Origin of the sequence: Micrococcus sp. KRD128 (genome assembly GCF_017168395.1) — a bacterium.
GTDB classification, from domain to species: Bacteria; Actinomycetota; Actinomycetes; order Actinomycetales; family Micrococcaceae; genus Micrococcus; species Micrococcus luteus.
This window is the reverse complement of record NZ_JABFAX010000021.1, coordinates 78,841-96,736: the sequence shown is the minus strand read 5'-3', so window position 1 is coordinate 96,736 and position 17,896 is coordinate 78,841. Positions and strand designations below refer to the sequence as shown.

Genomic DNA, 17,896 nt, shown 5'->3' with positions numbered 1-17,896 from the left:
GCCGGGCACTCATGGTCCCCACCCTGCTGAAAGGGCTCTATGTTTTTGCCATTTCTGCGCCGACCATGTGATGATCGCGCCATCCGGGTGGGCTCGTTCCGCCAGGATGCCGGTGTTGACAGCGCCGCCCAGGGCCGAGGGACCGCGATGGCTTGAGCAGAGAGCTCGCCGTTCGTGGACTCGGGACCCGGCGGGATGCCCTCCACCTCCCCGGCCCCCTGGCCGCGACGTGATCGGTACGCCACCCTCCGCCCTGCGGAGCCGTGCCCCGACCGGACCGCGCCGGGGGACCGGGACGTCCACAGTCACTCGTGCGAAAGGAAGTCCGATGCCGCCCTCCCAGGACGCAGCATCCCTGACCCAGCTCGGCGTGATCGGGGTGATCCTGCTCGTCGTGCTGTTCTACGGCGGGACCATGATCATGTCCGTGGCCATCTCCAAGAAGAAGGAGAACGCCGACGCCTACATGACGGCCGGCAACCGGATCGGCTTCGGCGTGTCCGCCGCCTCCATGACGGCCACCTGGATCTGGGCCTCCTCCATGTACGCCTCCGTGACCGCCGGCTACACGTACGGCGTCTCCGGCCCCCTCCACTACGGCCTCTGGGGCGCCCTGATGATCCTGTTCATCTACCCGTTCGGCCGCCGCATCCGCACGGTCGCACCGCGCGCCCACACCCTCGCCGAGGTCATGTACGCCCGGCACGGCCGCTCCTCGCAGCTCATGCTGGCCGGTTCCAACGTGCTCGGCTCCGTCATCTCCCTGACCTCCAACTTCATCGCCGGCGGCGCCCTGATCTCCCTGCTGTCCCCGCTGTCCTTCGGCGCGGGAATCCTGATCGTGGCCGCGGGCGTGCTGCTGTACACCCTGTGGTCCGGCTTCCGCGCCTCCGTGCTCACCGACTTCGCGCAGGTGATGGCCATGCTCGGCGCGACCGTCATCATCATCCCCGCCGTGTTCTTCGCCGGAGGCGGCCCGGACATGTTCCAGACCGGCGTCGAAGCGGGCCACGTCACGGCCCAGCAGCAGAGCTTCTTCTCCTCCGACGCGTTCATGAACCAGGGCGCGCCGTACATCGCCGCGGTGCTGGCCTACGCGATCGGCAACCAGACCATCGCCCAGCGCCTCTTCGCCGTGCGGGAGGACCTCATCAAGCCCACCTTCGTCACGGCCACCCTCGGGTACGGCGGCACCGTGATCGGCGTCGGCATGCTCGGCGTCATGGCGCTCTACCTGGGCGTCGAGCCGCTCGACGGCGACGTCAACAACCTCCTGCCGCAGATGGTCGCCGACCACCTGCCGCTGGCGCTCGTGGCCCTGGCGTTCCTGATGATCATCGGCTCGCTGTCCTCCACCGCCGACTCGGACCTGTCCGCCCTCTCGTCGATCGTGATGACGGACGTCTACGGCCAGTCGGTCGGCCGCAAGAACGCCGACCCGAAGACCATGCTGCTGATCGGCCGCATCACCATGATCGTGGCGACGGCGGCGGCCCTGTACTTCGCCACCGCCAAGTTCGACATCCTCGACCTGCTGGTCTTCGTGGGCGCCCTGTGGGGCTGCCTCGTGTTCCCCGTGATCGCGTCCTTCTACTGGGGCAAGATCACCAACGTCGCGTTCACGGTGTCCGTGCTCGCCGCGCTGGCCGTGTTCCTGCCCGTGCGCTTCGAGTGGATCCCGCTCGAGGGAGCCTGGGCGTTCGTGGTGGAGACCCTCGCGATCCTCGGTGTGGGCGTCGTGCTGGGCATCATGTGCTTCGGCTTCTCCGGCCTGCGCCCGGCGATCGTGGTCGGCGCGGTCGCCTCAGCGGTGATGCTGTTCCTCGGCTACGGCTTCCTGCGGGACTACGCCACCCTCACGGGCTCGCTCGTGGCCTACGCCGTGTCCTTCCTCGTCTGCTGGGGGCTGTCTGTCCGCTCCGGGCAGGACTTCGACTTCGACCGGATCGCGCGCGTGACCGGCGACTTCGACCCCGCGACCGAGGACCTGCCGCAGGTCGGGCGCGCCTCGGCCCCCGTGTCCTGATCCCCCGTCCACCGACTCGCAAGGAGCATCCGCATGACCGTCGGTCTGACCCTGTACGTCCTGATGTGGCCCGTCCTCGTGCTGGCCGTCCTCGTCGCGATCGCCCGCGGCTTCTTCGCCGACTGGGCCGCGGCCCGCCGCGAGGGCCGCTCGATCATCTGAGGCATCCGCCGGGGGCGGCCCGTGACCCTCGTGGTCCTCGCCCTCGACGCGGTCGTCCGCCTGACCCCCGCCGAGACCTCGGCCGCCATCCCGGGCATCGCCGGGCTCGGCCACATGCTCGTGACCGCCGGCCTCGCGCTGCTGTTCGTGGCCCTGTACGGCGGCGTGCGGGAGCGTCAGGCCCACCTCGAGACGGGCCGCACCGGCGGCGCCGTCATCGAGGGGGCCTGACCCGATCGATCCCCTGCTATACCGCGCCCGCGTCAGCGGGCGCGGTCGAGCAGGATCACGTCCAGGCGGCGCGGCCCGTGCACGCCTTCGACGCGCTCGAGCTCGATGTCGCTCGTGGCCGAGGGCCCGGAGACCATGGTGATCGGCGCCGTCGCCTCCACGCGGGCCAGCGCCTCCGGGAAGAGCTCCACCACGGAGTCCAGCGGCACGATGCACACGTGGTGGTCCGGGACCAGGGTGATCGCCCGGCGGCCCTCGTCCGGGCGGCCGGTCAGGAAGATCGTCCCGGTCTCCGCGCAGGAGACCGTCGAGGACGTCACCACCGCGTCCACCTCGTTCAGCGCGTCCACGCTGAGGGGCTCGCGCTCGCCGTCGTGGGCGCCGCGGACCGCGGCCCGCTCCCCCGTATGGCCCACCGCGGGCTCCGTGATGCGCTCCCGGCCGGCCCCGCGGGAGTCCGCGGGGAGCCAGTCAGACTCCAGACCGGCCGGCACCACGTACCGGGCGTCCGGGCCGAGCAGCTCGGCGATGGCCGCGGCCACCGTCTCCTCGGTCTCGTCCCGCACGGAGGCCCGGTAGTCGATCAGCCGATCGCGCAGCATCTCCACCACCTCGGCCCGGTCCCGGGAGGAGGTCCGCCGGTAGGTGCGCTGCACCGGGTCCGCGACCGGGCCGTCCGCCGTCGCCTCGCGGATGCGCCGCAGGATCTCGGCCTTCGCCTCGCTCATCGTCCGTCCTCCTCGACGTGCTCGTCCTCCTGGCGGTCCAACCCGGCGACGCCGTCCAGGGCGGTCCGGTGCTCGGTCTCATCCTTGTGGCGGGCCCACCAGTTGCGGAAGGACTCCCGCGGGGGCGCCGGCACATCACGCTCGTCGGTCCACCCGCCGGCGATGCCCGGCAGCCAGCCGAGCACCCGGTCCGGCCCGGCCGCGACCCGGCCCAACCCCAGGCCCCGCTCGGCCAGCGACATGCGCCGACCCGAGGACATCACCACGGAGGCGCCCTTCATCGCCACGTCCATCTGCGAGGGCGTGACGGACTCCACCGTCGCCTTGGCACGGGCCAGGGGGCCGGCAGCGGCGTCCTCCTCCGTGCGCCGGGCCTTCCGGGCGGCGTGGGTGGCCTGCACGTCCTCGTCCCGGAGGTGGATGAGGATCGAGGGGATGTCGATGGCCACGGGGCACACGTCGTAGCACGCGCCGCACAGCGTGGAGGCGTAGGGCAGGGTGCCGTTCTCCCCCGCGTCCACACCGGTGAGCTGAGGGGAGAGGATCGCGCCGATCGGGCCCGGGTAGACCGAGCCGTAGGCGTGGCCGCCGGTCTGCTCGTACACGGGGCACACGTTCATGCACGCCGAGCAGCGGATGCAGTGCAGCGCGGAACGGCCCTTCGGGTCGGACAGCACCGCGGAGCGGCCGTTGTCCAGCAGGACCAGGTGGAACTCCTGGGGGCCGTCGCCCTCGGTGACGCCCGTCCACATGGAGGTGTACGGGTTCATCCGCTCGCCCGTGGACGAGCGCGGCAGCAGCTGCAGGAACACCTCGAGGTCCTCGAAGGTGGGCACGAGCTTCTCGATGCCCATCACGGTGATCAGCGTCTCCGGCAGGGTCAGGCACATGCGGCCGTTGCCCTCCGACTCGACGACGGAGAGCGTGCCCGTCTCGGCGACGCCGAAGTTCGCCCCGGAGATCGCCACCTTCGTGCTCAGGAACTTCTCGCGCAGGTGCCGGCGTGCGGCCTCGGCCAGGTCGGCCGGCTCGGAGGTGAGGCTCTCGTCCGTCTCCGGCATCTCCCGGAGGAAGATGTCCCGGATCTCCCGGCGGTTGCGGTGGATCGCCGGAACGAGGATGTGGCTGGGCCGATCGTGGCCGAGCTGGACGATGAGCTCGGCCAGGTCCGTCTCGACGGCGGCCACACCGGCATGCTCGAGCGCGGCGTCCAGGCCGATCTCCTGGGTGGCCATGGACTTGACCTTGATCACCTCGTCCACGCCCTTGGCGGTGACGAGCTCCGTGATGATGCGGTTGGCCTCGGCCGCGTCCCGGGCCCAGTGCACGACGCCGCCGCGCGCGGTGACCTCGGACTCGAGCCGCTCCAGGAGCGCGGGCAGGTCCGCCATGACGGACTGCTTCAGCGCGGAGCCGGCGGCGCGCAGCTCCTGCCAGTCCGGCAGCTCCTCGACGACGCCGGCACGCTTGGCACGGATGGTGTGCGTGGCCCGGCGGATGTTGGCGCGCATCTGGTCGTTCCCCAGCTGCTCGCGGGCAGACTCGGGGAACGGGGTCTTCAGCAGGATCTCGCCCTCGCCGTGGACGGGGCGGACGGTGGGCATTCCCAGGCGCACGCGGGTGGGTGCGGTGCTCATCGGCGAGCCTCCTCGACACGGGCGGACGGTCCGCGGCGGACGCCGGCGGACGCGGGGATGGACAGTTCGACGGGGCCGTCGACCTCGAGCGGGTTCTCCCGGGTGGCCGCGAGGATCTCGGCGAGGTGGACGGTGCGCAGCGGGCGGCCGTCCTGACCGCGCGCCTCTCGACGGTGCATGGCCCCGTCCAGGTGGAGCAGGCAGGAGGCGTCGCCGCCCGTGCAGAGGGAGGCGCCGGACGCGGTGACCTTCTCGATCTTCTCCTCCGCGATGGCGGCGGAGACGTCCGGGTTCTTCAGGGAGAAGGTGCCGCCGAAGCCGCAGCACTCCTCGGCGTCCGGCAGCGGGCGCAGATCGATGTCCGCGACGGTGCGCAGCAGGTCCTCCTGGCGCGAGCCCAGGCGCAGCAGGCGCATGCCGTGGCAGGAGGGGTGGTAGGTCACGGTGTGCGGGAACCAGGAGCCGAGCTGGGCTCCGGCGTCCGTCACGCCGAGGACGTCCGTGAGCAGCTGGGACAGCTCGAGGGTGCGGGAGGCGACGACCTCGGCGTCGCGGGCCAGCCCCTCGTCCCCGCCGGAGCGGGCGACGTCCGGCTGCTGGTGGCCGAGCGAGGCCACGCAGGAGGCGGAGGGGGCGACGGCGAGGTCGTAGTCGGCCTTCATGAAGGTGCGGACGTGGTTGCGCACCACGGGCAGGGCGTCCTCCATGTATCCGCTGTTGACGTGCATCTGCGAGCAGCAGACCTGGCCGGGCGGGAAGACCACCTCATGGCCGAGCCGCTCGAGGATGCGGACGGTGGCGAGGGCCACCTTGGGGTACATCGCGTCCACGATGCATGTGGCGAACAGGGCGATTCTCATGCCGGTCTCCGTTCCGGACGGGGCGCCTGGGGCGCCGTGCGGTGCGGCAGCACACGGGTGCCGTAGTGGTCAGACCATATCATGCCAGCCCCTTGCAAGGTGACTGCCCTCACAGTACGCTCCTTGGTCTGACCACAGTGGTCCGACCATCACCGGCCCGACCGGATCCCGCCCCGTCCCCTCGCCCACCGGGAGACCCCCGTGCACACCTTCACCCCCACCCCCGATGCCGCCGGCAGCGTCGCGCTCTCCGCCGCGCTCGGCGTCCTGCCCCTGCTGACGTTCTTCGCCACCCTCCTCGGTCTGCGCCTCAAGGCCTGGCAGTCGGGGCTCGCCGCGCTCGTGGTGGCTCTGCTCGTGGCCGTGCTGGGCTTCCACATGCCGGCCCACCTGGCGGCGCTGGCCGCCGCCCAGGGAGCGACCTTCGGCCTGTTCCCGATCGTCTGGATCGTCGTGATGGCGCTGTGGTTCTACCAGGTCACCGTGCTCTCCGGGCGATTCGACGACATGCGCGCGATCTTCGACTCGCTCGGCGGCGGGGACATCCGCATCCAGGCCGTGCTCATCGCGTTCTGCTTCGGCGGCCTGCTCGAGGCCCTCGCCGGCTTCGGCGCCCCCGTCGCCATCACGGCCACCATGGTGCTGGGCCTGGGTGTGCCCCCGCTGCGGGCGGCCACCGCCGTGCTGCTGGCGAACACCGCGCCCGTGGCCTTCGGCGCCGTGGGCACCCCCATCACCACCGCGGGCACGCTCACCGGCATCCCCGCCACGCACATCGGCGCGATCGTCGGCCACCAGGCCCCGTTCGTGGCCGTGTTCGTGCCGTTCCTGCTCGTGTTCATCATCGACGGGCTGCGCGGCGTGCGGCAGACGTGGCCGGCACTGATCGTGATCGGCACGAGCTTCGCCGTCGCCATCTGGCTGGCCTCGACCCACTTCTCCTACGAGCTCACCGACGTCGTGGCCTCCCTGGTCTCCCTCGCCGCCGCCGTCCTGCTGCTGCGCTTCTGGCGGCCGCGCGGCGCCGAGGAGGCCCGCCAGCGCCTCGACGCCCCCGCCCGCGCGGCGGCGCAGGACCTCACCCCCGGCCGGATCTTCATGGCCGTGCTGCCCTACATCGTGGTCGTGGCCGTGTTCGCCCTGGCCAAGCTGGTCCCCTCGATCACCGCGGCCCTGAACTCCGCCACCGCCAAGATCCCGTGGCCCGGGCTCGACGGGCACCTCGTCGACGCCTCCGGCGCGCCCCTGGCGAGCACCGTGTACAAGTTCGAGTGGCTGGCCTCCCCCGGCACGCTGCTGCTGATCGCCGGCCTGATCATGGCCGTGGTCTACTCCCGGTTCGACCACGACGGCCGGTTCCCGCTCTCGGTGGGGAACGCGCTCGCCGAGATCGGCCGCTGCTTCGCCCGCATGCGCTGGTCCGCCCTGACGATCGTGATCGTGCTCTCCCTGGCCTACGTCATGAACTTCTCGGGCCAGACGGTCGCCATGGGCACGTGGGTGGCCGGCCTGGGCGCGGCCTTCGTGTTCCTGTCCCCGGTGCTCGGCTGGCTCGGCACCGCCGTGACCGGCTCGGACACCTCCGCGAACGCCCTGTTCTCCACCCTGCAGCAGACCGCCGCCACGAACATCGGCGCCGATCCGGCCCTGCTGGTGGCCGCCAACACCTCCGGCGGCGTCGTGGGCAAGATGATCTCCCCGCAGTCCCTGGCGATCGCCGCGACGGCGGTCGGCATGGAGGGCCGGGAGTCCGAGATCCTGCGCCGCGTGGTGGTGTGGTCGCTCGTGCTCCTGCTGGCGGTGTGCACGCTCGTGTACCTGCAGTCCAACGTGCTGGCGTGGATGCTGCCGGCGGCGGGCTGACCGCCTGCACCACCCGAGCGGGGCGGCGTCCATCGGTAGGATGGACGGTCGCCGCCCCGCCCCCTCGGAAGGTCCGTCCATGACCGCTGCCCCCGCCTACACCATCGTGCTCGACTGGCTCGAGGCCGAGCTGCGCTCCGGCGCCGTGGTCGTGGGGGACAAGCTGCCCGGCGAACGCACCCTGGCCGAACGCTTCGGCATCTCCCGGGCGTCCGTGCGGGAGGCCACCCGGATGCTCGAGGCCATGGGCCTGATCCGCGCCAGCGCCGGCTCCGGGCCGAACTCGGGCGCCGTCGTCGTCTCCGAGCCGTCCGCGGCGCTGGGCTGGGCGCTGCGCCTGCATATCGCCACCCGGTCCCTGCCGATGGCCGACGTCGTCGCCGCGCGCGTGCTCCTCGAGACCGATGCGGCGCAGGCGGCCGCCGCCACCTCCGGCGACCCCGAGAGCGTCGCCGTCCTGGCCGAGGTGGAAACCCTGCTGGACCGGATGGACGACCCCGCGCTGCCGGAAGAGGACTTCCACCTGCTCGACACCGAGTTCCATGTGCGGCTGGCCACCCTGGGCGGGAACGTCGTGACGGCGATGATGCTGGACTCCCTGCGCCAGGCGACCATCGGCTACGTGACCGAGACCGTGGCCGGGCTGTCCGACTGGCCCGCCGTGCGCGCCGGCCTGCAGGCCGACCATCGGCGGATCCTCGCCGCCTCCGCCGCCGGGGACGGCCGGGCGGCCGCGCAGGAGCTGCGGGAGCACGTCCTCGGCTTCGCCGCCCTCGCCCAGACCGGCAGGGTGCCCGCCGGCGGCTGAGCCGGCGGACGGATCCGGCGGTTCAGGCGGTAACGCCGTGCACCAGGGCGCCCACGCCCACGGCGGTCAGCGAGCCCAGCGCACAGCAGAACTCCACGAGCATGCCCACACCCATGGCCGTGAGCGCGCCGATCGAGCTGCTCAGGGCGGCCCGGGCGTCCCGGGTGCGGGCCCACTGGGAGGCGAACAGGCCGACGGCGAAGCCGAGGAACAGCCCCACCACCGGGATCACGAAGAACCCGACGGCGGCGCCGGCCACCCCCCACAGGATCGGGCCACGGGTGACGCGTTCACGCCGCAGCCGCCGACCGGTCAGCACCGCGGACGCGCTCAGCCCCGCCACGGCGAGACCGGCCGCGATGACGCCGAACGTCCAGGACGCGGGGGAGCCCAGCAGCGCGGCCCAGCCGAGAGCCGTCACGAGGTTGAGCAGCGAGCCGGGCAGGACGGGGTACACGGTGCCCACCAGCCCCACCAGGAGCAGGAGCACGGCCACGAGGGAGATCAGCGCGGGAGTCACCTCACCAGTATGACGGGACGGGCCGGATGGGCTAGATTCGCCGCATGTTGGTCGCCGTGCCCACTGAAGTGAAGAACAACGAGTTCCGCGTCGCCCTGACGCAGGGTGGGGTCCAGGAGCTGGTGCGCGCGGGCCACCAGGTCCTCGTGCAGTCGGGGGCCGGCGTCGGCTCCGGCGCCTCGGACCAGGACTACCGCGACGCCGGCGCCGAGCTGGTCGACGACGTCGACGAGCTCTGGGAGCGCGCCGAGCTGGTCCTCAAGGTCAAGGAGCCGCAGCCGGAGGAATACGGCCGCCTGCGCCGCGGCCAGGTCCTCTTCACCTACCTGCACCTGGCCGCCTCCCCCGCGTGCACGCGGGCGATCCTGGACTCCGGCACGACGGCGATCGCCTACGAGACGGTCACCCGCGGTCGCTCCCTGCCGCTGCTGGCCCCCATGAGCCAGGTGGCCGGCCGCCTGGCCCCCGCCGCGGGCGCCTACCACCTCCTCCAGCCGCAGGGCGGCTCGGGCGTGCTGATGGGCGGCGTGCCCGGCACCCGCCGCGCCCGGGTGGCCGTGATCGGCGGAGGTGTGGCCGGCGAGGCGGCGGCCGTGATCGCCGCGGGCATGGGCGCGGACGTGACCGTCCTGGACATCTCCCTCGAGCGGCTCGCCCAGCTGGACGCCGTCCACCAGGGCCGGATCCGCACGCTGGCCTCCTCCCACCTGAACATCGGCGAGACCGTGGCAGACGCGGACCTCGTGATCGGCTCCGTGCTGATCCCCGGCGCCGCGGCCCCGAAGCTGGTGACCGCCGAGATGGTGGAGTCCATGCGGCCCGGCTCCGTGCTGGTGGACATCGCGATCGACCAGGGCGGCTGCTTCGAGAACTCGCGGGCCACCACCCACCAGGATCCGACGTACCTCGTGGGGGACAAGATCTATTACTGCGTCTCCAACATGCCCGGCGCCGTGCCGCAGACCTCCACCGCGGCCCTGACCAACGCGACGCTGCCCTACATCAAGCGCATCGCCGACCTCGGATGGCGCGCCGCGCTGGCCGCGGACGAGGGCTTCGCCGGGGGCCTCAACGCGCACGACGGCGTGCTCACCCTGCCCTCCGTCGCCACGGCCGTGGCCGACGAGCTCGGCCTGGACCCCCAGAAGGACGTCCGCGTCACCTCCGAGGTGCTCGCGGAGGCCTGAGCCCCGCGCCCGTCGCGCGCGGGGCCGGCCGGCGGCTCAGAGCCCCGCGAGGAACGCCCGGTGGAAGGACCAGTCGCCGGTCACCTCGGGGTGGAAGGCCGTGGCGAGCAGGTGGCCCTGCCGCACGGCCACGGGCAGCCGGGCGTCGCCGTCGAGCCCCGGCTCCGCCGCGGGCACGGACACGCGCGACGCCGGCACACTCGCCAGGACCTCGACGCCCTCCCCCGCCTGGACGACGGCGGGGGCGCGGATGAACACGGCGTGCACCGGCTCCGCCGCGACCGCGGGGACGTCCAGGTCCTCCTCGAACGAGTCCACCTGCGCGCCGAAGGCGTTGCGCCGCACGGCCACGTCCAGCACGCCGAGCCCGCCCTGATCCGGCGCCGGGTTGCGGATCTCGCGGGCCAGCATGATCAGCCCCGCGCACGTGCCGTAGGCGGGCAGGCCGTCGCGGAGGGCGGCGATGAGCGGGTCCTTCAGCCCCATGATCCGGGCGAGGCGGTCCATCACGGAGGACTCGCCGCCGGGCAGCACGATGCCGTCCAGGCCCTCGAGGTCCGCAGGGCGGCGCACCGGGCGCGTGCGCGCGCCGAGCGACTCGAGCACGTGGGCGTGCTCCCGCACGTCGCCCTGGAGCGCGAACACGCCGACGGTCTTCTGTGGACTCACCATGGCCCCGACCCTAGGGCCTCCGGGTGCCCGGGACTCCGCGGCTCACCAGCCGCGTTCGGCGAGGCGGTGCGGGGCGGGCAGGTCGCCCACGTTGATGCCCACCATGGCCTCGCCCAGACCGCGGGAGGCCTCGGCGACCGCCATCGGGTCGTCGAACTGGGCGGTGGCCTTGACGATGGCGCGGGCGCGCTCGGCCGGGTTGCCGGACTTGAAGATGCCGGAGCCCACGAACACGCCGTCGGCGCCCATCTGCATCATCAGGGCCGCGTCGGCCGGGGTGGCCACGCCGCCGGCGGTGAACATCACGACGGGCAGGGCGCCGGTCTCGGCGACCTCGCGCACCAGCTCGTACGGCGCCCGCAGCTCCTTCGCGGCCACGTACAGCTCATCCTGGGCCAGGCCCTGGAGCTGGGCGATCTCCTTGCGGATGGTGCGGATGTGCTTCACGGCCTCGGAGACGTCGCCGGTGCCGGCCTCGCCCTTGGACCGGATCATGGCCGCGCCCTCGGTGATGCGGCGCAGGGCCTCGCCGAGGTTGGTGGCGCCGCACACGAAGGGCACGTCGAAGTCCCACTTGTCGATGTGGTTCACGTAGTCCGCCGGGGAGAGCACCTCGGACTCGTCGATGAAGTCCACCTTGAGCGCCTGCAGCACCTGGGCCTCCACGAAGTGGCCGATGCGCGCCTTGGCCATCACGGGGATGGACACGGCCTCGACGATCCCGTCGATCAGGTCGGGGTCGGACATGCGGGCCACGCCGCCCTGGGCGCGGATGTCGGCCGGGACCCGCTCGAGCGCCATGACGGCCACGGCGCCGGCGTCCTCGGCGATGCGCGCCTGCTCCGCGTTGACGACGTCCATGATCACGCCGCCCTTCATCATGTCCGCCAGGCCGCGCTTGACGCGGGTCGTGCCGGTGCCGCGGGCGCCGTCGTCGGCGGCGGAGGCGGTGGAGGCGGAGAAGCTGAGGGCACGCTCGTCGCTCATGGTGGTCCTTCCGAAGGGGGTGGCGTCCCGGCCGCGGGGCGGGGCGGAGTCTCGGTCAACTCTAGTCCCCCGGCGGCGAACCCCGGGCCGCGTCACGGACGACGACGTCACCCGGCCCCGTGCCGGCGCAGCGTGCGGCGTCGGCGCCACACGACGAACGCGGCCACGGCCGCGAGGATCAGCACGAGGGCGAGGACGCCCCGGCCCTCTCCGAGCGCCGCGCCGATGACGGCCCACACCACGGCCATCCCGACGGTCCCGTACACCACGCCCCACAGGAACGTGCCGAGCGCGGCCGCCGGCAGGAACCGGCGCCAGGGCATGCGGGCGACGCCGGCGGAGCCGATCACCGCCGTCTGGATGCCCACCGTGAGGTAGCAGAACGGGATGGCCCACACCCCGTGGCGCTGGATGAAGCGCTGGGCCCGGACATAGACGGGCCCCTCCATCACGCGGGCGAACCAGCGGGTCCGCTCGACACCGGAGGCCAGCCCCCGCCCGAGCGAGAACACGATCAGGGTGCGCAGGATCGCCAGCATCCAGAAGAACCCGATGGACCACAGCAGCGGCAGCCCGTCGATCCACGCCATCATGGGCGGAGCCACCCGTCGGTGCGGGGATTCATGCGCTCGCCCCGGCCGTGCTCACGCGTTCCAGAGCCCGTACGAGTCCGCGAGGTCCGCGATCTTCTGGGCGCGCAGCACGCGGGGCAGGTACGAGCCGTCGCCGACGGCGGCGCCCTGCGCGTGCTTCTCGAGCAGGTCGCGGGCCCATGCGAGCTCGTCCTCGGACGGGGACATCGCCCGGTTGACCCAGTCCACCTGATCCCGGTTCAGGACGAGGCGGCCGGTCATGCCCATCGAGGCGGTGACGGCGCTGGATCCGATGACCGCGTCCTCACCGTCCGTGTTGCCGGGCGGCCCGTCGATCGCCCCGGGCAGACCGCCCACGCGGGAGGCGATCACCATGCGGGAGCGGGCGTAGGCCATGGCCAGCGGGTCCTCGCCGACGCCGACGTCCTTGCGGAAGTCGTTCACGCCGAAGGCGAGACGGAACGTGCCCGGCGCCTTGGCCACGGCCGTGGCGTTCTCGATGCCCAGGGCGGACTCCAGCAGGGCGATCACCGGGGTGCCGGCGCGCAGCCGCATGGCGGTGAACGTGACCTGCTCCGGCTCCTCGGTCTCGGCCAGCACGACGCCGCGCACGCCGTCGAGGCCCGCGAGCGCCTCGAGGTCCCGCTGCCAGTGGTCCGTGGAGGTCGCGGAGATGCGCACCCACGCCGTCATGCCGCCGGAGAGGGCGTCCACGACGTGCTGGCGGGCCGCGTCCTTCTGCTCCTCCGGCACGGCGGCCTCGAGGTCGAAGATGACGGAGTCGGCCTCGGAGGCCAGGGCGGGGGCGAACGCGTCGGGCCTGGCTGCGTTGACCAGCAGCCAGGAGCGGCTGAGCTTGGCGGGCAGGGCGGCGGCGCGACGGTTCCTCACGGGCATGGCCTCCAGCCTATCCCGCCGTGGCCGTCCGCCCGCGGGCCCCTTCCCACCCGTGGGGGCCTCACACCCGCTCGCGGCGGGCGAGGCGGACGGCCGTAGCATGGAGGGGCCGTCGGCCCGTCCGACGCCGCCGAGCCCCGACCGCCAGGAGTACCCGATGCGCCCGTCCTCCCCTTCCCGCGCCCTGCGGCTCACGGGCGCCGTGGCGGCCGCGTGCCTGCTGGCCGGCTGCGCGGTCGACCCCGGCCCGGCCGAGGACTCGGCGTCCGACGACGGCGTGCCCCTGCCCGCGACGGAGGGGTACCAGCCGCTGACGGTCTACCTCGCCGTCGCGGAGACGGAGGCGGTCCCGGGGACGAGCGGGCGGCCCTTCGGCTGCGGCGACCTGCTGGTGCCCGTGCAGACCGTGCCGACGGACACCGAGGACGAGGCGGACGCCGCCCTGGACTTCCTGTTCGCGGACGAGCGCGGCTGGCACGGCGACCCGTCGCTGTGGAACGCCGTGTTCGACGTGCGCGAGACCCTCACCCCGACCGGGCACCGCCGCGAGGGCGACGTGGAGATCGTCACCTTCACCGGCACCGTGACGCCGGAGGGCGAGTGCACGGCCGAGCGGATCCGCGCCCAGCTGCAGGCGACCGCCGCCGCCTACACGTCCGCGGGACAGGTCCGGCTCGAGGTGGACGGCCGGGACCTCGACGACGTGCTGGGGCTCGAGCCGCTCCGCCTCGGCGAGTCCGTGGACGTCCCGCAGGCGGACCCCACGCCGAGTGGGGAGCCGAGCGACGGAGCCGGCGAGCAGACCTGGGCGCCGGAGGGCGAGCCGTCCGAGGACACGTGGGCGCCAGCCGAGCCCTCGGACGACACCTGGGCTCCGGCCGAGCCCTCGGACGACACCTGGGCGCCTGCCGAGGAGTCGTCGTGGGGTCCCGCCGAGCCGACCCAGGGCACATGGTCCCCCGGTCAGGAGCCGAGCGCCCCCTGACCGGGCGACCCGCCGTCGTCGCCCGTCATCGGACGTTCGGGCACGGCCGCGCCGTGCTATAGGGTGCCGAGCGTGCGGAACCTCCGAGATCACCTGTCCCAGCGCGCCGTCGGCGTGAAGCAGTCCGCGGTCCGCGACGTCTTCGACATCGCGATGGACCCGAACCTCGTCTCGCTCGCGGGCGGGAACCCGTGGCTCGCCGACCTGCCCCTCGACGAGCTGGGCCGGATCGCCTCCGACCTGATGACCCGGTTCGGCACGGAGTCCCTGCAGTACGGCCCCGGCCAGGGCACCGAGGAGATGCGTGCCGCCGCGACCGCCGTCATGGCCGCCGACGGCATCCCGGACGCGGACCCCGACCTCGTGGTCATCACCCCCGGCTCGCAGGCCGCGATCGACACGGCCTGCCGGGCGTTCGCGAACCCGGGCGACGTCGTCGTGGTGGAGGACCCCACGTTCGTGGGCGCGTTGACCACCTTCACCACCTGGCAGCTCGAGGCCGTGGCCACGGGCACCGACGACCACGGCCTGGTGCCCGCGGCCCTCGACGAGACCCTGACCCGCCTGGCCGCCGAGGGCCGACGCGTGGCCTTCCTCTACACGATCCCCTCGTTCGCAAACCCGTCGGGCGCCCTGCTGCCCCCGGGCCGCCGCGCCGAGGTGGGCGCGATCTGCGAGAAGCACGGCGTGCTCATCGTGGAGGACAACCCGTACGGGCAGATCGCGTTCGACGGCGAGCCCGTCGCCCCGATCGCCGCCGACCACCGGGACAACGTGGTCCACCTCGGCACGATGTCCAAGATCTTCTCCCCGGGCGTGCGCATCGGCTGGGCGCTCGTGCCGGCCGCGCTCAAGCGCGAGTTCTACCTGTGCGCGGAGTCCGCCTACATCCACGCGTCCACGTACGCGCAGATGCTCTCCACCGCCTTCGTCACGCAGCTGGACTGGCGGGGCCACGTCCGCCACGTGACCGGGCTGTACCGCGAGCGGGCCGGGGCGCTCGTGGACGCGGTGCGTGAGCACTGGGACCCGGGGGTCGAGTTCATCACCCCGCAGGGCGGCTTCTTCCTGTGGGCCACCCTGCCGGCCGGGGTGGACACCCTCGGGGTGATGCACCGCGGCATCGAGGCGGGCGCGGTGTTCGTGCCGGGGGCGGCCTTCACCCCCGTCGAGGGCACGCACTCCACCCTGCGCCTGGCGTACTCGTTCGTGGACGCCGAGAAGCTCGTGGAGGGCGTGCGGCGCCTGGCCCCGGCGGTGAACGAGTCGATCGCCCGGGCCCGCTGAGCCGCGGCGGGCGTCCACGACGACGGCGGCCCGGCGCGTCCGCCGGGCGGGCGACCTCTTCCCCCGGCCCGCGGGATCGTATACGATCTCGACCATGACGCAGAGCACACCGGACCCCACGCCCACCGTCACCGAGCACGACTTCACCGCCCGGGAGAACCGGCCGGGCAAGGTACTGGCCCTGCACCTGAACTACCCCTCCCGCATCGCCCAGCGCGGCCGATCCCCGCAGGCCCCCGGCTACTTCCTCAAGGCCGGCACCTCCATCGCCCGCAGCGGCGACACCATCGAGCGCCCCGCCGGCACCGAGCTGCTCGCCTACGAGGGCGAGATCGCGCTGATCATCGGCCGCACCGCCCGGCGCGTCAGCCCGGAGGAGGGCTGGTCGCACGTCTCCGGCATCACCGCCGCCAACGACTGGGGCCTCTACGACCTCCGCCACGCGGACAAGGGCTCCAACGTCAAGAACAAGTCCGGCGACGGCTACACCCCGCTCGGTCCGGCCGTGATCTCCGCCGCGGGCCTGGACCCGGCTGCCCTGCGCGTGCGCACCTGGGTCAACGGCGAGATCGTCCAGGACGACACCACCGAGGGCCTCGTCTTCCCCTTCGGCCGGCTCGTGGCCGACCTCTCGCAGCTCATGACGCTCGAGGAGGGCGACGTCATCCTCACCGGCACCCCCGCCGGATCCTCCGTGGCCCAGCCGGGCGACGTCGTCGAGGTGGAGGTGGACGCCCCCAGCGCCCCCGGCGCCCCGACCACCGGCCGCCTGGTGACGACGGTCGTCGACTCGGAGCACGCCCTGGCCCCGTTCGGCGCGCAGCCGCAGGTGGACGACGTGCAGCGCGAGGAGGCCTGGGGCTCCCGCCAGGCCGCCGGCCTGGCCCCGCAGGCCGCGGCGCCGTCGTCGTCCGCGGTGGACGAGAACGGCCACTGGGTCGCGAGCGCCCCGCAGCCGGACCGCTCCCTGCTGACCCCGGAGCTGCGCGCCAAGATCGACGCCATCGCGGTGGCCACCCTCACCGCCCAGCTGCAGAAGCGCGGCATCCAGAACGCGACCATCGACGGCCCGCGCCCGATCCACCAGGGTCGGCGCGTCCTCGGCTACGCCAAAACCCTGCGCTACCTCCCCAAGCGCGAGGACCTGTTCAAGGAGTTCGGCGGCGGCTTCAACGCTCAGAAGCGGGCCATCGACTCGGTGCAGCCGGACGACGTGGTGGTCATGGAGGCCCGTGGCGAGCACGGCACCGGCACCCTCGGGGACGTCCTGGCCCTGCGCGCCCAGGTGAACGGCGCGAACGCCGTGATCACGGACGGCGGCATCCGCGACTCCGCCGCCGTGGCCGAGGTCGGCCTCCAGGTCTACGCCGGCGCCACGCACCCGGCCGTGCTGGGCCGCCGTCACATCCCGTGGGAGGTCGGCGGCACCATCGCCTGCGGCGGCACCACCGTGCAGCCCGGGGACATCATCGTCGGCGACGACGACGGCGTGGTGGTCATCCCGCCGTCCCTGCTCCAGGAGGTCGTCGACGACGCCTACGAGCAGGAGCTCCAGGACGCCTGGGCGTACGAGCAGGTCAAGGCCGGCCACGCGGTGGACGGCATGTTCCCGCCGAACGCCGAGTGGAAGGCCACGTTCGACGAGTACCGCAAGACCCTGCCGGACGCCCCGGCCCCGGAGGGCGACGGGCGAGCATGAGCCGTCCGGGCATCGGAACGGTCGGCCTCGGAGGAGCCCCCGTCTCCAAGGCGGACCGTGCCTACCAGGCGATCCTGGAGGGGATCCGGGACCAGCGCCACGAGCCGGGCGACCGGCTGGTGCTGTCCCAGATCGCCGCGGAGCTGGGCATGTCCGTGGTGCCCGTGCGGGAGGCGATCCGACGCCTGCAGTCCGAGAACCTGGTGGCCTACGAGCGCAACGTGGGCGCCACCGTGGTGGGCATCGACCCGATCGAGTACCGCCACACCATGGAAACGCTGGCGCTGGTGGAGGGATTCTCCACCGCCCAGTGCGCCCCACACGTGACCGCCGACGACCTCGCGGCGGCCCGCGAGGTGAACGCGACCATGCGCGCGATGACGCAGTCGGAGAAGGCCTGGGACCCGGTGGCGTTCACCGAGCTCAACCGCCGCTTCCACTCGATCCTGTTCGAGCATCACCAGAACGAGCACGTGCACGACCTGGTGCACCGCGGCTGGAACCGCCTGGCCGCGCTGCGCACCTCCACGTTCGCGTACGTGCCCGGTCGGGCGGTGGCCTCCGTGGACGAGCACGAGCACCTGCTGCGCCTGATCGAGGACGGGGCGCGCTTCGAGGAGATCGAGGCCGCCGCCCGCGCCCACCGTCTGAACACCCTGCACGCCTACCTGGAGCACAGCGCCGAGCCGTCCGCGTGACCGCCGGCCGGACCGGCGCCGACGCCGTCGGCTCCGGACCCTGACCATCCGCCCCC

18 protein-coding genes are annotated in these 17,896 nt (G+C 73.1%); 10 read left to right on the top strand and 8 right to left on the bottom strand.

The features are described from left to right. Positions 1–328 precede the first annotated feature (328 nt). From J1M44_RS10970 to J1M44_RS10965, 3 genes are read left to right on the top strand one after another with little or no spacing between them, the layout of a single operon-like run. On the top strand, positions 329–2,026 hold the full coding sequence (locus J1M44_RS10970) for a sodium:solute symporter family protein (RefSeq protein ID WP_206481047.1): 1,698 nt from the start codon (positions 329–331) through the stop codon (positions 2,024–2,026). A 33-nt stretch (positions 2,027–2,059) separates the two neighbouring features. Continuing rightward, positions 2,060–2,188, top strand: coding sequence for a putative transporter small subunit (locus J1M44_RS11805; RefSeq protein WP_020624128.1), 129 nt, complete (start codon positions 2,060–2,062; stop codon positions 2,186–2,188). Between the two features lie 21 nt (positions 2,189–2,209). Then, positions 2,210–2,419, top strand: a complete 210-nt coding sequence (locus J1M44_RS10965; RefSeq protein WP_241253033.1) for a DUF2871 domain-containing protein — start codon at positions 2,210–2,212, stop codon at positions 2,417–2,419. Positions 2,420–2,451: 32 nt separating this feature from the next. On the opposite strand, the gene J1M44_RS10960 is transcribed toward J1M44_RS10965, so the two are convergent. The 3 genes from J1M44_RS10960 to J1M44_RS10950 are packed head-to-tail and all read right to left on the bottom strand — an operon-like array spanning position 2,452 to position 5,644. Continuing rightward, a complete protein-coding gene (locus J1M44_RS10960; protein ID WP_206481045.1) occupies positions 2,452–3,147 on the bottom strand; it encodes a LutC/YkgG family protein in 696 nt (231 codons plus the stop codon). After that, positions 3,144–4,784, bottom strand: a complete 1,641-nt coding sequence (locus J1M44_RS10955; RefSeq protein ID WP_206481038.1) for a LutB/LldF family L-lactate oxidation iron-sulfur protein — start codon at positions 4,782–4,784, stop codon at positions 3,144–3,146. The genes J1M44_RS10960 and J1M44_RS10955 overlap by 4 nt, the downstream gene beginning before the upstream one ends. Beyond that, the gene (locus J1M44_RS10950; protein WP_060775468.1) at positions 4,781–5,644 is read right to left on the bottom strand and encodes a (Fe-S)-binding protein; all 864 of its coding nucleotides are present in this window, start codon (positions 5,642–5,644) and stop codon (positions 4,781–4,783) included. Before J1M44_RS10950 ends, J1M44_RS10955 begins: the two co-directional genes overlap by 4 nt. 201 nt (positions 5,645–5,845) lie before the next feature. On the opposite strand from J1M44_RS10950, the gene J1M44_RS10945 reads away from it, so the two are divergent. Further along, positions 5,846–7,507, top strand: a complete 1,662-nt coding sequence (locus J1M44_RS10945) for an L-lactate permease (protein WP_060775467.1) — start codon at positions 5,846–5,848, stop codon at positions 7,505–7,507. Positions 7,508–7,586: 79 nt separating this feature from the next. Continuing rightward, positions 7,587–8,315 carry a FadR/GntR family transcriptional regulator gene (locus J1M44_RS10940; protein ID WP_036313468.1) on the top strand — a complete coding sequence of 243 codons (729 nt, stop codon included), beginning with the start codon at positions 7,587–7,589 and terminating at the stop codon, positions 8,313–8,315. 22 nt (positions 8,316–8,337) lie between these two features. Here the strand turns inward: J1M44_RS10940 and J1M44_RS10935 are convergent, their stop codons facing one another. Then, positions 8,338–8,835, bottom strand: a complete 498-nt coding sequence (locus J1M44_RS10935; protein WP_036313469.1) for a DUF456 domain-containing protein — start codon at positions 8,833–8,835, stop codon at positions 8,338–8,340. A gap of 44 nt (positions 8,836–8,879) precedes the next feature. On the opposite strand from J1M44_RS10935, the gene ald reads away from it, so the two are divergent. Further along, positions 8,880–10,022 (top strand): alanine dehydrogenase, encoded by a 1,143-nt coding sequence (gene ald / locus J1M44_RS10930; protein WP_206481036.1) that lies wholly within the window; start codon positions 8,880–8,882, stop codon positions 10,020–10,022. Between the two features lie 36 nt (positions 10,023–10,058). Here the strand turns inward: ald and pdxT are convergent, their stop codons facing one another. The 4 genes from pdxT to J1M44_RS10910 form a co-directional block, all read right to left on the bottom strand. Continuing rightward, positions 10,059–10,694: a pyridoxal 5'-phosphate synthase glutaminase subunit PdxT gene (gene pdxT / locus J1M44_RS10925; RefSeq protein WP_049158584.1), complete on the bottom strand. Its 636-nt coding sequence runs from the start codon at positions 10,692–10,694 to the stop codon at positions 10,059–10,061. 42 nt (positions 10,695–10,736) lie between these two features. Beyond that, a complete protein-coding gene (gene pdxS, locus J1M44_RS10920; protein WP_098470839.1) occupies positions 10,737–11,681 on the bottom strand; it encodes a pyridoxal 5'-phosphate synthase lyase subunit PdxS in 945 nt (314 codons plus the stop codon). 107 nt (positions 11,682–11,788) lie between these two features. Next, on the bottom strand, positions 11,789–12,274 hold the full coding sequence (locus J1M44_RS10915) for a DedA family protein (RefSeq protein WP_041102620.1): 486 nt from the start codon (positions 12,272–12,274) through the stop codon (positions 11,789–11,791). A 51-nt stretch (positions 12,275–12,325) separates the two neighbouring features. Next, a complete protein-coding gene (locus J1M44_RS10910) occupies positions 12,326–13,171 on the bottom strand; it encodes an HpcH/HpaI aldolase/citrate lyase family protein (RefSeq protein ID WP_098470840.1) in 846 nt (281 codons plus the stop codon). A gap of 157 nt (positions 13,172–13,328) precedes the next feature. Here J1M44_RS10910 and J1M44_RS10905 point away from each other — a divergent pair, with 157 nt between their 5' ends. The 4 genes from J1M44_RS10905 to J1M44_RS10890 all read left to right on the top strand — a co-directional run bounded on the left by J1M44_RS10905 (position 13,329) and on the right by J1M44_RS10890 (position 17,840). Then, complete coding sequence (locus tag J1M44_RS10905) at positions 13,329–14,156, top strand: GerMN domain-containing protein (RefSeq protein WP_098470841.1); 828 nt, start codon at positions 13,329–13,331, stop codon at positions 14,154–14,156. A 72-nt stretch (positions 14,157–14,228) separates the two neighbouring features. Further along, on the top strand, positions 14,229–15,443 hold the full coding sequence (locus J1M44_RS10900) for an aminotransferase-like domain-containing protein (protein ID WP_098470842.1): 1,215 nt from the start codon (positions 14,229–14,231) through the stop codon (positions 15,441–15,443). A 94-nt stretch (positions 15,444–15,537) separates the two neighbouring features. Continuing rightward, on the top strand, positions 15,538–17,142 hold the full coding sequence (locus tag J1M44_RS10895; protein WP_098470843.1) for a fumarylacetoacetate hydrolase family protein: 1,605 nt from the start codon (positions 15,538–15,540) through the stop codon (positions 17,140–17,142). Next, positions 17,139–17,840, top strand: a complete 702-nt coding sequence (locus J1M44_RS10890) for a GntR family transcriptional regulator (RefSeq protein WP_098470844.1) — start codon at positions 17,139–17,141, stop codon at positions 17,838–17,840. Before J1M44_RS10895 ends, J1M44_RS10890 begins: the two co-directional genes overlap by 4 nt. Positions 17,841–17,896 lie beyond the last annotated feature (56 nt).

Bases quoted from the DNA above. Each gene is read 5' to 3' on its own strand.
- J1M44_RS10915 (WP_041102620.1), bottom strand. From the start codon at position 12,274: ATGATGGCGTGGATCGACGGGCTGCCGCTGCTGTGGTCCATCGGGTTC.
- J1M44_RS10955 (WP_206481038.1), bottom strand. From the start codon at position 4,784: ATGAGCACCGCACCCACCCGCGTGCGCCTGGGAATGCCCACCGTCCGC.
- J1M44_RS10890 (WP_098470844.1), top strand. From the start codon at position 17,139: ATGAGCCGTCCGGGCATCGGAACGGTCGGCCTCGGAGGAGCCCCCGTC.
- J1M44_RS10950 (WP_060775468.1), bottom strand. From the start codon at position 5,644: ATGAGAATCGCCCTGTTCGCCACATGCATCGTGGACGCGATGTACCCC.
- J1M44_RS10910 (WP_098470840.1), bottom strand. From the start codon at position 13,171: ATGCCCGTGAGGAACCGTCGCGCCGCCGCCCTGCCCGCCAAGCTCAGC.
- J1M44_RS10970 (WP_206481047.1), top strand. From the start codon at position 329: ATGCCGCCCTCCCAGGACGCAGCATCCCTGACCCAGCTCGGCGTGATC.
- J1M44_RS10905 (WP_098470841.1), top strand. From the start codon at position 13,329: ATGCGCCCGTCCTCCCCTTCCCGCGCCCTGCGGCTCACGGGCGCCGTG.
- J1M44_RS10895 (WP_098470843.1), top strand. From the start codon at position 15,538: ATGACGCAGAGCACACCGGACCCCACGCCCACCGTCACCGAGCACGAC.
- ald (WP_206481036.1), top strand. From the start codon at position 8,880: ATGTTGGTCGCCGTGCCCACTGAAGTGAAGAACAACGAGTTCCGCGTC.
- J1M44_RS10940 (WP_036313468.1), top strand. From the start codon at position 7,587: ATGACCGCTGCCCCCGCCTACACCATCGTGCTCGACTGGCTCGAGGCC.
- J1M44_RS10960 (WP_206481045.1), bottom strand. From the start codon at position 3,147: ATGAGCGAGGCGAAGGCCGAGATCCTGCGGCGCATCCGCGAGGCGACG.
- pdxS (WP_098470839.1), bottom strand. From the start codon at position 11,681: ATGAGCGACGAGCGTGCCCTCAGCTTCTCCGCCTCCACCGCCTCCGCC.
- pdxT (WP_049158584.1), bottom strand. From the start codon at position 10,694: ATGGTGAGTCCACAGAAGACCGTCGGCGTGTTCGCGCTCCAGGGCGAC.
- J1M44_RS11805 (WP_020624128.1), top strand. From the start codon at position 2,060: ATGACCGTCGGTCTGACCCTGTACGTCCTGATGTGGCCCGTCCTCGTG.